Origin of the sequence: Lysobacter sp. Hz25, assembly GCF_046097045.1 — a bacterium.
GTDB lineage: Bacteria > Pseudomonadota > Gammaproteobacteria > Xanthomonadales > Xanthomonadaceae > Lysobacter > Lysobacter antibioticus_B.
Window position 1 is genome coordinate 2,813,347 of the sequence record NZ_CP175666.1, and the last position, 11,848, is coordinate 2,825,194.

Below are 11,848 nucleotides of genomic sequence, written 5' to 3' on the forward strand. Positions count from 1 at the left end.
CGGAGCTGCGGCGATCCGGGCCGGCCGGGGCTCAGACCTGTTGCAGCATGTATTCGGCCGAGGACACGCGGTACTCGCCGGGTTCTTCGACGTGCAGTTGCTTGACCACGCCATCGTCGGCGTACAGGGCGAAGCGCTTGGCGCGCGTGCCCATGCCGTAGGCGCTGGCGTCGAGCTCCAGGCCGAGCGCGCGGGTGAAGTCGCCGTTGCCGTCGGCCAGCATGATCATGCCGTCGGGCGCGTGCTGGCTTTGGGCCCAGGCCTGCATCACGAACGGGTCGTTGACGGCCAGGCACAGCACTTCGATGCCCTTGTCGCGGAACTCCTGGAAATGCTGGACGAACCCGGGCAGGTGCTTCTCCGAGCAGGTCGGGGTGAAGGCGCCCGGCACCGCGAACAGCACGGCCTTGCGGCCGTCGAACAAGGCCCGGGTATCGACGCTCTCGATGCCTTCGTTGATGCGCTTGAGTACGACTTCGGGAAGGCGTTCGCCGACCTGGATGCTCATGGAAATCTCCTGTGGGGGTTCGAGTCTAGGCAGCAGGTGCTAAATACCGCGTCAACGCGACTTGAAATCGCGGTCGTCGCCGCCATGCTGTCAGGCTAATGATGCGTCAAGACGGCGTGAGTGGGCTGCGCCGCGTATGGCGCTTGCGAGTGGGGAGCACCGATGCAGTTCAAGGATTACTACGAAACCCTCGGCCTGGAACCGAGCGCGGGCGAGGCCGAGATCAAGACGGCCTATCGTCGCCTGGCGCGAAAGTACCATCCCGATGTCAGCAAGGAGGCCGGCGCCGAGGAGAAGTTCAAGGCCGTCAACGAGGCCTACGAGGCGCTGCGCGACCCACAGAAACGCACGGCCTATGATCAGCTGCGCGCACGCGGCTACCGGCCCGGCGACGAAGTGCAGCCCAGCGCGGGCGGCTATGGCGGCGGCAGCCCGGACTTCGAGGAGATCTTCGCCGGCGGTGGCGCCGGCGGCGGTTTCAGCGATTTCTTCGAGACCCTGTTCGGGCGCGGCCGCTCGGCGGCCGGCGGTTTCGGCCAGCAGGGCGCCCGCAGCGCGCCGCCGCGCGGCGATACCCGGGCCAAGCTCGCGGTGTCGCTGGAAACGGTCTACGAAGGCGGCAGCATCCGCATTTCGGTCAACAACAAGACCCTCGACGTGCGCGTGCCGAAGGGCGTGCGCCCCGGCCAGCTGATCCGCCTGGCCGGGCAGGGCGCGCACGGCGACCTGCTGCTCGAGATCGAATACGCCGCGCATCCGCATTTCGAAGTCGACGGCCGCAACGTGATCTACATGTTGCCGTTGGCGCCGTGGGAAGCCGCGCTCGGCGCAACCGTCAGCGTGCCGACCCTGGGCGGCCCGGTCGAGCTCAAGATCCCGGCCAACTCCGAAGCGGGGCGCAAGCTGCGCCTGCGCGGCCGCGGCCTGCCGGGCACCCAGGCGGGCGACCAGATCGTCGAGTTGGAAGTGCTGGCGCCGCGCGCGGAAACGCCGGCGCAGCACGATGCCTACGAGGCGATGCGGGTGGCCTTCGGCGAGGATTGGCGGCGGATCTGAGCGCCGCCGCGGCCATCGGCCGCGTGCGGCGTCATGGCCGGTCGACTGCGATGCCGCAGCCGATGCGGCGTGATGCGAGTCCGCCGCCGATGCGCTGAAGCGGCCTTGGAAAGGACAAACCCGGCTTGTGCCGGGTTTGTTCGTTCTGCTGCGAGGCGCCGGCCTGCCGGGCCCGCGTGCCGCATTCAGGCGGCCGAAGGCAGCAACTGCGCGATGATCTCGGACAGATCGGTCTCGCTGAACGGCTTGGTGATGTAGGCCTTGGCGCCCTGGCGCATGCCCCAGACGCGGTCGGTGTCCTGGTCCTTGGTCGTGACCAGCACGATCGGGATGTGTTTCGTCGTGGATTCGCGGCAAATCGAGCGCGTCGCCTGGAACCCGTTGAGGTTCGGCATCACCACGTCCATCAGGATCATATCGGGCAGCTCGCGCTTGGCCGCTTCGACGCCGGCGGCGCCGTCCTCTGCGGTCAAGGCTTCATGCCCCAGTTTTTCGACGATGCGACGAATGCCCATCAGCTGGGACGGCGAATCGTCGACGATCAGAATACGCGCCATGTGTTTCCCCCAAGAACCTGCGGCCGATTGTAGCGACGCGCCGCGCCGCTGCAATGCCAACTAGATCACGACGAGGGTCCGGCCGACCGAACCGCCGGCCAACATGCCCGGAAATACCTGCGGCAGCTCGGCCAGACCGACTTCGCGGGTGCAGATCCGGTCCAGATGCGCGGGCTTCCAGTCGCTGCCCAGGCGCTGCCAGATCTCGTCGCGGATGCTTCTTGCGGTGCCCGCCGAGGCCACGCCGAGCAGCGACACGCCGCGGATGATGAACGGCATGACCGTGGTGGCCAGCTCGTGGGTGGCGGCGAGGCCGGCGGTGGCGACGTTGCCATAGGGCGCGGTCTGGGCGAGCAGGCTGGCCAGCATCGGCCCGCCGACGTTGTCCAGGCCGCCGCCGAAGCGCGCCGACTCCATCGGCCGCTCGGTCTGCAGGGCGTCGCGGCCGAGCACCTCGCGGGCGCCGATCGAGCGCAGGTAATCGCCTTGTTCGGGCTTGCCGCTGATCGCGTGCACCTCGAAGCCGGCGCGGCTGAAGATGTCCAGCGCCAGCGAACCGACGCCGCCGGTGGCGCCGGTGACCGCGAGCGGCCCCTGCGCCGGGGTCTGCCGGTTGTCGAGCATGCGGTGCAGGGCGAGCGCGGCGGTGAAGCCGGCGGTGCCGAGGATCATGCTCTCGCGCAGGCTCAGCCCCGCCGGCAGCGGAATCGTCCATTGCGCCTGCAGGCGCGCGTATTGGCCGTAGCCGCCGTCGCGCACCTCGCTGAGGCCGCAACCGGTGACCAGCACCGCGTCGCCTTCCTTGAACGCCGGATCGCTCGAGGCGACCACGTGGCCGGCGACGTCGATGCCACCGACCAGCGGGAACCGGCGCAGGATCTTGCCTTCGCCGGTGCCGGCCAGCGCGTCCTTGAAGTTGACCGACGAGTACGCGGTCTTGATCACCACCTCGCCGGGCGCGAGATCGTCCAGGCCGACCGACTCGATGCCGCTGCGGTAGCCGCTGGCGTCGTTGTGGATGCGGAAGGCGTCGAAGGAGGCGGGTAGGTTCATTGCATGCTCTGGCGGCGGTACGGGGCGTGGAGCGGCACCGGGTGGGACGGGTGGACCGTGATGGGGGATGATAGCCGAGTGGGTAATCGCGGTCTTTTTGCTGTCTGGCAGGGGCGCTCGCGAGTGGTTGCAGCCCCTTGTAGGAGCGGCGTAAGCCGCGACCGAGGGACGCGCGGACACGGCAACGCCGACGTCATTCATCGAAGCGGCGTGCCGTCGCGGGGGTAGGAGCGACGCGAGTCGCGACCGCGTGGTCTCCCGTTGCTGTGTCTTCAGTCGAAAGGCGCTGAAGCAACGGCAACATCAACAGCAAAGCTTCCGTCCGCTGACGCGGCCGGGTTACTTTCTTTTGCTAAGCCCAAAAGAAAAGTAACCAAAGAAAAGGGCTCTCCTTGCAAGGGCACAGGCCACGAGTGCGATGCCTGCGCCGGGATTTTCCGATAGGACATCCATGTCCTATCGGAAAACGCCGCACGTCCTGTGCGGCGCCCTCCGGGTCTCCACTTGACCGGTAAAGCGGCAAGGCAGATCAAAATCTCGGCAACGGCAACGGCAACGGCAACGGCAACGGCAACGGCGTCACGGTTGAGACATGGGCACCTATCCCGGCCGACGATAGAGGCTGAACGAACGCGGTCGCGACTCGCGCCGCTCCTACCCAAGAGCAGCGTTGCCTGCTGTTGCCGTTGTCGTTAGCTGTTGCTGCTGTTGCTGTGCGTCGTCTGGCACTCGCGAAGGCAATCGAAGACCCGCAGGGCGGCGCGCAGGGATGCGCGCCGTTTTTCATCGGGACAGGGATGTCCCGTATGAAAAATCCCGGCGTCTGCACCGCTCGTGCGGGCCTGTGATTCAAAACAAAGCATTTTTCTTTGGTTATCTTTCTTTTGTTGCTTATGACAAAAGAAAGTAACCCGCCGCTTTAGTGGCGGAAGCTTTAGGCGTTTGATCTAGATCTTGCTTGAGCGATGCGCCGCGAGACCATCACAACGCGGTCGCGGCTTGCGCCGCTCCTACCCTGCGACGGCACGCCGCTTCGGCAGATGAATTCGGCATTGCGGTTTATGCGCGTCCCTTGGCCGCGGCTCGCGTCGCTCCTACCCTTCGCGGAAGCACGCCGCTTTGATGAGCGCTGTCGGCGTTGTCGTTTCTGCGCGTCCCGCGGTCGCGGCTCACGCCGCTCCTACAAGGGGCGATCCGCAACGAGGGTGATTCGTCGCACCGGAACGCCTCGCCTTCATGGCTGCACGGCACCAGCATTCGCCGCTGCGCCGAACGACGGCAAGCGGCAACGCTCCGGCGGCGACAGCCGGGGATCGTTGGGGTCCCGCGGGGGACGGGTTTGCGCGGACCAGTAGCCGGCGCAGCTGGCGGTTTCGATCAGGGCGACGGTCTCGCAGAACACATCGGGTACGAAACGCGCTTGCGGGGCGATAGAGGTGGACGACAAGGCGCCCGGTTTCTTACTGTCGCGCAGGCAGGCGACGGCGCTCTGGGTGACGCGGCGCTCGCCAGATGGCGTGTTGACGGTGATCGTCGTGGTCGGGCCGTCGGACACGCCGCTGGAGTAGTCCGGCAGCAGTTCGGCGAAGGCCTTGGAGTTCACTCGCTGGAACAGGGCGCGACGGTCCTTGTCGGCGATTTCGTGCGGGATCACCAAGTCGCCGCTCGCGCTGCGCAGCGGGTGGCGGCCGGTGAAGTCGCGGGCGCTGAAGATCGCCACACCGTCGGAGTTGATGCGCAACTTATAGACCGGACAGCTGTCGAGGCAGCCGCTACGTTCGATCTCGACCGTGGTGCGGTCGATGTCGCTCGCGGGAGGCCGGGCCGGCTTGCACGCCGCCACCGCGAGCATGAGCAAAGGCAATACGATCCAGCGCATGGTCCGGCCTCCTGTCCCTAGAGTCTTGCTGCTTATCGAGTCTTGCAGCTCAGCGCAGGGCGTTGCGCCGCTTCTCGTCCATCCACTTCGATGCGGCGGCCGGCTGGTACTCGCTCATCCAGGCCAGCATCGTGTCGAGGTCGTCGCCGTGCCACAGGTCGCGGCGCTGGTCGGCGTGCAGGAAACGTTCTTCGACCATGCGGTCGAGCATCGACATCAGCGGCGTGTAGAAGCCGTCGATGTCGAGAAACGCGCAAGGCTTGTTGCCGATGCCGAGCTGGCGCCAGGTCAGCATCTCGAACATTTCGTCGAGGGTGCCGAAGCCGCCGGGCAGGGCGACGAAGCCGTCGGCGAGGTCGAACATGCGCGCCTTGCGCTCGTGCATCGAACCGACGATCTCCAGCTTGGTCAGGCCGCGGTGGGCGACTTCCCAGTTCACCAACTGCTCGGGAATCACCCCGATCGCTTCGCCGCCGGCTTCGAGCACCGCATCGGCGACCGTGCCCATCAGGCCGACGTTGCCGCCGCCGTAGACCAGGGCGATGCCGTCCTTGGCCATGCGCGTGCCGAGCGCCATCGCGCGTTCGGTGTAGATCGGCTTGGAGCCGGAGTTGGAGCCGCAGTAGACGCAGAGGCTTTGCATAGGGATTCGAGATTTGGGATTCGGGATTGGCAAAAGCAGGGTGAGGGCGATTCGGTTTCGGGAGCCTAAACGCAAAACGCCAGGCAAGGCCTGGCGTCTGCGTGGGGCTTCAGGCGAGGCGGGAACGCAGTTGCGAATCCCGAATCCCCATTCCCGAATCCCGGCCGTCAATTGGCCTTATGAATCGCGCGCTTGTCGACCGCCATCGCCGCATCGTGGATCGCTTCCGACAGGGTCGGGTGGGCGTGGCAGATGCGCGCGAGGTCGTCGGCGGAGCCCTTGAACTCCATGGTCAGCACGCCTTCGTGCACGAGCTCCGACACGCCTACGCCGACCAGGTGCAGGCCGAGGACGCGATCGGTTTCGGCGTGGGCGATGACCTTGACGAAGCCGGCCGGCTCGCCCATGGCCACCGCACGGCCGATCGCCGCGAACGGGAAGCTGCCGGTCTTGTACGGCGTGCCTTCGGCCTTGAGCTGCTGCTCGGTCTGGCCGACCCAGGCGATTTCCGGCTCGGTGTAGATGACCCACGGAATGGTGTCGAAGTTGACGTGGCCCGGCAGGCCGGCGATGAGCTCGGCCACGGCGATGCCTTCCTCGAAGCCCTTGTGCGCCAGCATCGGGCCGCGCACGCAGTCGCCGACCGCCCACACGCCGTCGACGCCGGTGTGGCAATGCTCGTCGACTTCGATCTGGCCCCGCTCGTTGAGTTTGACGCCGGTGCCTTCGGCCAACAGGCCCTTGCTGGCGGCGCGACGGCCGACGGCGACGAGCAACTTGTCGACCACCAGTTGCTGGTCGGCCTTGCCGTCGTTATAGGTCAGGTGGACGCCGTCCTTCTGGATTTCGGCCTTGCTGACCTTGGCGCCGAGCTTGATCTCCAGGCCCTGCTTCTTGAATTCCTTGGCGGCGGTCTTGGCCACTTCGGCGTCGGCCACGGCGAGGAAGTCGGGCAGCGCTTCGAGGATGGTGACCTCGGCGCCCAGGCGCTTCCACACGCTGCCGAGTTCCAGGCCGATCACGCCGGCGCCGATCACGCCCAGGCGCTTGGGCACTTCGGTGAAGTCGAGCGCGCCGACGTTGTCGACGATCTTGTCGCCGTCGAACTTGGCGAACGGCAGTTCGATCGAATCCGAACCGGCGGCGATGATGACGTTGGTGCCCTTGAGCTCGACTTCCGAACCGTCGTGCTGCTTGACCTTGACGATGTTGCCCGGGTGCAGGGTGCCGAAGCCGTAGTACGGCGTGACCTTGTTGGCCTTGAACAGCATCGCGATGCCGCCGGTGAACTGCTTCACGATCTTGTCTTTGCGACCGACCATGGTGCCGACGTCGATCTTGGCGTTGTCGGCGCTGATGCCGTGCTCGCCGAACAGGTGCTGCAGGTTCCAGAACTGGCGCGAGCTGTCGAGCAGCGCCTTGGACGGAATGCAGCCCACGCGCAGGCAGGTGCCGCCGAGGGCGGGCTTGCCGTCCTTGCCGAGTGCGGCGTCGATGCAGGCGGTCTTGAGGCCCAACTGGGCGGCGCGGATGGCGGCGTGATAACCGGCCGGACCGGCGCCGATGACGACTACGTCGAATTGTTCGCTCATGGATTCGCTCACGGGATTCGGGATTGGGGCTTCGGGATTCGTTCAAAGCGCGTCAGCGCTGCGAATTCCGAAGCCCGCGAAAGTGCTGCGATAAAGCCAAGGTTTCGGGAGAGGGGAGGAACCCGCGTGGGCTTTTGCCCTTGCGAATCCCGAATCCCCATTCCCGAATCCCGGCTCGGCATTACATGCCGAGCAGCATGCGATGCGGATTTTCCAGCTGGTTCTTGATGTCGACCAGGAACAGCACCGCGTCCTTGCCGTCGATGATGCGGTGGTCGTAGGACAGGGCGATGTACATCATCGGCGCGGCGACCACGGCGCCGTTCTCGACGATGGCGCGTTCCTTGATCGCGTGCATGCCCAGGATGGCCGACTGCGGCGGGTTGACGATCGGGGTCGACATCAGCGAGCCGAAGGTGCCGCCGTTGGTGATGGTGAAGGTGCCGCCCTGCAGGTCTTCCAGGGCCAGCTTGCCGTCGCGCGCCTTCTTGGCGTAGTCGCCGATGGCCTTTTCGACGTCGGCGAAGCCCATGCGCTCGACGTTGCGCAGGACCGGCGTGACCAGGCCCTTGTCGGTCGACACGGCGATCGAGATGTCGGCGTAGCCGTGATAGACGATGTCGTTGCCGTCGACCGAGGCGTTGACCACCGGGTGGCGCTGCAGCGCGTTGGCGGCGGCCTTGGCGAAGAAGCTCATGAAGCCGAGCTTGACGCCGTTGGCCTTCTCGAAGGACTCGCCCAGCTCCTTGCGCATCGCCATGACCTTGCCGAGGTTGACTTCGTTGAACGAGGTCAGCATCGCGATCGAGTTCTTCGACTGCATCAGGCGCTCGGCGATGCGCGCGCGCATCCGGGTCATCGGCACGCGCTCTTCCGGGCGGGCGCCCGAGGCATTGCCGACGCCGCCGGACTTGGCGTAGTTGAGGATGTCTTCCTTGGTCACCGCGCCCTTGCGGCCGGTGCCTTCGACCTGCGCAGCGTCGATGCCTTCCTTGTTCGCGGTGAAGCGCGCACCCGGCGGCAGCTGGTCGTTGGAGGCGGCGGCGTTCGCTCCGACCTTGGGAGCTTCTGCCTTCGGCGTGATCGGCTGGGCGCCGGCGGCCGGCAGCGCTTCGGCCTTCGCGGCGGCCGGAGCGGCCGCTGCGGCGGCGGGCTGGGCTTCGGCGGCGCCGCCGGCTTCGACGATCGCGAGCAGCTGCTGGCTGGTCACGGTCGAGCCTTCCTCGAACTTGATTTCCTTGAGCACGCCGTCGACCGGCGAGGGCACTTCGAGCACGACCTTGTCGGTTTCCAGATCGACCAGGTTCTCGTCGCGCTTGACCGCATCGCCCGGCTTCTTGTGCCACGTGGCGATCGTGGCGTCGGAGACCGACTCGGGAAGGACGGGGACTTTGATCTCGGTGCTCATGGGGCAGGCATCCTGGAGTGCTTGAAAGGGTGTGTGTCGTTCTTGGATGTAGGGTCGGCAGGCCAGCGCTTATTCAGCGCTGGACTCGCCTTGCAGCGAATTGACCAGCGCGTCGGCGACCAGCTTGGTCTGCTCGGCGACGTGGTCGGCCAGGTGGCCGGCCGCCGGCGACGGCGAACGCGCGCGGCCGGCGTAGTGCAGGCTCTGCTTCGGCGCCAGGCAGGCGGACAGGTGGTGGCGGATCTGGTACCAGGCGCCCTGGTTCTGCGGCTCTTCCTGGCACCACACCACGTCCTTGGCCGCGCTGTAGCGCTTGAGTTCGGCCGCGAGCAATTCGCGCGGGAACGGATACAGCTGTTCGATGCGGACCAGCGCCACGTCTTCCAGACCGTCCTTCTGCGCCTGCTCGAACAGGTCGTAATAGACCTTGCCCGAGCACAGCACGACGCGCTTGACCTTCTTGACGTTGGCCTGGGCATCGGGGATCAGGTGCTGGAACTCGCCGTTGGCCAGTTCGTCCAGGGTCGAGACCGCGAGCTTGTGGCGCAGCAGCGACTTGGGCGTCATCACCACCAGCGGCTTGCGCGTGCTCATGCGCATCTGCCGGCGGATCATGTGGTACGCCTGCGCCGGCGTGGTCGGCGCGCAGACCAGCATGTTCTCGAGCGCACACAGCTGCAGGAAGCGTTCCAGGCGCGCCGAGCTGTGCTCGGGGCCCTGGCCTTCGTAGCCGTGCGGCAGGAACAGCGCCAGGCCGCACAGACGGCCCCACTTGGCTTCGCCCGAGGACAGGAACTGGTCGATCACCACCTGGGCGCCGTTGGCGAAGTCGCCGAACTGGGCTTCCCAGATGTCCAGGGTCATGGGATCGGCGGTCGAATAGCCGTACTCGAACGCCATCACCGCTTCTTCGCTGAGCAGCGAGTCGATGATGGTCATGTCCGACGGCGTGCGCACCAGCTCGCGCAGCGGCATGACGTAGGCGTCGGTGCTCTGCTCGTGCAGGATCGCGTGGCGGTGGAAGAAGGTGCCGCGGCCGCTGTCCTGGCCGACCAGGCGCAGCTTGTAGCCTTCGCTGAGCAGGGTGGCGTAGGCCAGGTTCTCGGCGAAGCCCCAGTCGCCGCCGAGCTCGCCGGCGGCCATCTTGCGGCGGTCTTCGTAAATCTTGGCCACGCGCGGGTGCAGCTTGACGTTGTCGGCGACCGCGTTGATCTGGGTGGCCAGCGCGTCGAGCTTGCTGCGCTCGAACTTGGTGTCGACCGGGTCGCTGAGCTTGCCAGACAGATACTTGGACCAGTCGATGGTGAACTCGTCCGGCTTGACCTCGACCAGCTCGGTGGTGACCGCGCCCTGGTCGAGCTTGTCGCGGTAGTTGTCGACCAGCGCCTGCGCGTCTTCGGCCTTGAGCACGCCTTCGGTAACGAGGCGGTCGGCGTACAGCTCGCGCGGGGTCTTGTGCTTGCGGATCACCTGGTACATCAGCGGCTGGGTCGCCGCCGGCTCGTCGGCCTCGTTGTGGCCGTGGCGGCGGTAGCAGACCAGGTCGATGACCACGTCGCGGCCGAAGCGCTGACGGAAGTCCAGCGCCAGCTCGGCGCAGAACACCACCGCTTCCGGGTCGTCGCCGTTCACGTGCAGGATCGGCGCGCCGACCATCTTGGCCACGTCGGTGCAGTACAGCGTGGAACGCGCGTCCTGGCGCTCGCTGGTGGTGAAGCCGACCTGGTTGTTGATGACGATGTGGACCGTGCCGCCGACCGCGAAACCGCGCGCCTGCGACATCTGGAACAGCTCCATGCCGACGCCCTGGCCGGCGAACGCGGCGTCGCCGTGCAGCAGCACCGGCAACACTTGCGCACGGCCGTTCTCGCCGCGGCGGGTCTGGCGCGAACGCACGCTGCCGGCGACCACCGGGTTGACAATTTCCAGGTGCGAGGGGTTGAACGCCAGCGCCAGGTGGACCGGGCCGCCCGGGGTGGCGACGTCGGCGCTGAAGCCCATGTGGTACTTCACGTCGCCGGTGTGGGCGTGCTCGTCGTGGTCGAACTTGCCTTCGAACTCGTCGAACAGCTTGCGCGGCGGCTTGCCGAGTGTGTTGACCAGGACGTTGAGGCGGCCGCGGTGGGCCATGCCGATCACCACGTCCTGCACGCCCTGTTCGCCGGCGCGGCGGATGGTCACGTCCATCAGCGGGATCAGCGCGTCGCCGCCTTCCAGCGAGAAGCGCTTCTGGCCGACGTATTTGGTGCCGAGGTAGCGTTCCAGGCCGTCGGCCGCGGTCAGCCGCTCGAGAATGCGCTTCTTGTCGTCGGCGCTGCGGGCGAACTTGCCGCCGGCGCCTTCCAGGCGTTCGTACATCCAGCGGCGCTGTTCGGCGTCGGCGATGTGCATGAACTCCGCGCCGATCGGGCCGGTGTAGGTGGCCTTGAGCAGGGCGAGCAGGTCGCCGAGCTTCATGCGTTCCTTGCCGGCGACGCCGCCGGTGCTGAACTCGCCCGACAGGTCGCTCTCGGACAGGCGGTGGAAGCCCAGCGCCAGGTCCGGCGCTTCCGGCTTCTCGAGCAGGCCCAGCGGATCGATGTTGGCGGCGAGGTGGCCGCGCGAACGGTAGGCGGTGATCACCTTGCCGACCGAGCGCTCGCGTTCGTCGCTGGCCTGGGAACCGCCGGCGGCGGCCGTTACGACGCCCCGGGAGGCGGCGCGGCTGGCGGCGGCGATGCTTTCGATGGCGGCCGAATGCGGGATGTCCCCGGCTTCGCGGCCCTTGAACCCGTCGAAATAGGCTTTCCATTTGCCCCCGACGCTTTCGGGGTCGACCAGGTACTGCTCGTACAGGTCTTCGATGAAGGCGGCGTTGGCGCCGAGTTGCGAGGATTGCGAGAACTGCTTCAGGAGACTGTCCACGATGGCTATCGGGAAACTCTAGGTGGGCGGATTGGGGTCGCGCATACGCCAGGGGCGCGCGGACAAGGCCCGGAATTATAGCGGTAGTGTTAAGGCCAGCGGCATAACTACTTATGTCTAAGCGGCCGATTTTGTTCGATATCCGATGCCGGAGCGGATACGGACCGTTCCGGCAATGCCGCTTGGGCGCAAGAAGGCCGGTCGCCAGCGGGCCGCGGGCCGGCGCCGAGCGTGGCCGAAGGCGGTTT

At 66.7% G+C, this 11,848-nt stretch carries 9 protein-coding genes; 1 reads left to right on the plus strand and 8 read right to left on the minus strand.

Going from position 1 to position 11,848, the window contains the following annotated elements; translation table 11 throughout:
- Positions 1–31 precede the first annotated feature (31 nt).
- Positions 32–508: a peroxiredoxin gene (locus ACKN61_RS11865; RefSeq protein WP_031370808.1), complete on the minus strand. Its 477-nt coding sequence runs from the start codon at positions 506–508 to the stop codon at positions 32–34.
- A 162-nt stretch (positions 509–670) separates the two neighbouring features.
- Here ACKN61_RS11865 and ACKN61_RS11870 point away from each other — a divergent pair, with 162 nt between their 5' ends.
- Positions 671–1,564 carry a DnaJ C-terminal domain-containing protein gene (locus ACKN61_RS11870; protein ID WP_408953611.1) on the plus strand — a complete coding sequence of 298 codons (894 nt, stop codon included), beginning with the start codon at positions 671–673 and terminating at the stop codon, positions 1,562–1,564.
- A 185-nt stretch (positions 1,565–1,749) separates the two neighbouring features.
- Here ACKN61_RS11870 and pilH read toward each other — a convergent pair whose 3' ends face one another.
- The 7 genes from pilH to ACKN61_RS11905 all read right to left on the minus strand — a co-directional run bounded on the left by pilH (position 1,750) and on the right by ACKN61_RS11905 (position 11,600).
- A complete protein-coding gene (gene pilH / locus ACKN61_RS11875; protein WP_031370810.1) occupies positions 1,750–2,121 on the minus strand; it encodes a twitching motility response regulator PilH in 372 nt (123 codons plus the stop codon).
- Positions 2,122–2,181: 60 nt separating this feature from the next.
- A complete protein-coding gene (locus ACKN61_RS11880; protein WP_408953612.1) occupies positions 2,182–3,174 on the minus strand; it encodes a YhdH/YhfP family quinone oxidoreductase in 993 nt (330 codons plus the stop codon).
- A 1,234-nt stretch (positions 3,175–4,408) separates the two neighbouring features.
- Positions 4,409–5,053 (minus strand): DUF6438 domain-containing protein, encoded by a 645-nt coding sequence (locus tag ACKN61_RS11885; RefSeq protein ID WP_408953613.1) that lies wholly within the window; start codon positions 5,051–5,053, stop codon positions 4,409–4,411.
- 49 nt (positions 5,054–5,102) lie between these two features.
- The gene (locus tag ACKN61_RS11890; RefSeq protein WP_223621093.1) at positions 5,103–5,696 is read right to left on the minus strand and encodes a TIGR00730 family Rossman fold protein; all 594 of its coding nucleotides are present in this window, start codon (positions 5,694–5,696) and stop codon (positions 5,103–5,105) included.
- 167 nt (positions 5,697–5,863) lie between these two features.
- Complete coding sequence (gene lpdA, locus ACKN61_RS11895; protein ID WP_031372992.1) at positions 5,864–7,288, minus strand: dihydrolipoyl dehydrogenase; 1,425 nt, start codon at positions 7,286–7,288, stop codon at positions 5,864–5,866.
- Between the two features lie 181 nt (positions 7,289–7,469).
- The gene (gene sucB, locus ACKN61_RS11900) at positions 7,470–8,696 is read right to left on the minus strand and encodes a dihydrolipoyllysine-residue succinyltransferase (protein ID WP_408953614.1); all 1,227 of its coding nucleotides are present in this window, start codon (positions 8,694–8,696) and stop codon (positions 7,470–7,472) included.
- 69 nt (positions 8,697–8,765) lie between these two features.
- Positions 8,766–11,600 (minus strand): 2-oxoglutarate dehydrogenase E1 component, encoded by a 2,835-nt coding sequence (locus ACKN61_RS11905; RefSeq protein ID WP_408953615.1) that lies wholly within the window; start codon positions 11,598–11,600, stop codon positions 8,766–8,768.
- Positions 11,601–11,848 lie beyond the last annotated feature (248 nt).

What these genes read in the sequence shown, in the direction of transcription:
- ACKN61_RS11865 (WP_031370808.1), bottom strand. Translation starts at nt 508, where the DNA reads ATGAGCATCCAGGTCGGCGAACGCCTTCCCGAAGTCGTACTCAAGCGC.
- ACKN61_RS11870 (WP_408953611.1), top strand. Translation starts at nt 671, where the DNA reads ATGCAGTTCAAGGATTACTACGAAACCCTCGGCCTGGAACCGAGCGCG.
- pilH (WP_031370810.1), bottom strand. Translation starts at nt 2,121, where the DNA reads ATGGCGCGTATTCTGATCGTCGACGATTCGCCGTCCCAGCTGATGGGC.
- ACKN61_RS11880 (WP_408953612.1), bottom strand. Translation starts at nt 3,174, where the DNA reads ATGAACCTACCCGCCTCCTTCGACGCCTTCCGCATCCACAACGACGCC.
- ACKN61_RS11885 (WP_408953613.1), bottom strand. Translation starts at nt 5,053, where the DNA reads ATGCGCTGGATCGTATTGCCTTTGCTCATGCTCGCGGTGGCGGCGTGC.
- ACKN61_RS11890 (WP_223621093.1), bottom strand. Translation starts at nt 5,696, where the DNA reads ATGCAAAGCCTCTGCGTCTACTGCGGCTCCAACTCCGGCTCCAAGCCG.
- lpdA (WP_031372992.1), bottom strand. Translation starts at nt 7,288, where the DNA reads ATGAGCGAACAATTCGACGTAGTCGTCATCGGCGCCGGTCCGGCCGGT.
- sucB (WP_408953614.1), bottom strand. Translation starts at nt 8,696, where the DNA reads ATGAGCACCGAGATCAAAGTCCCCGTCCTTCCCGAGTCGGTCTCCGAC.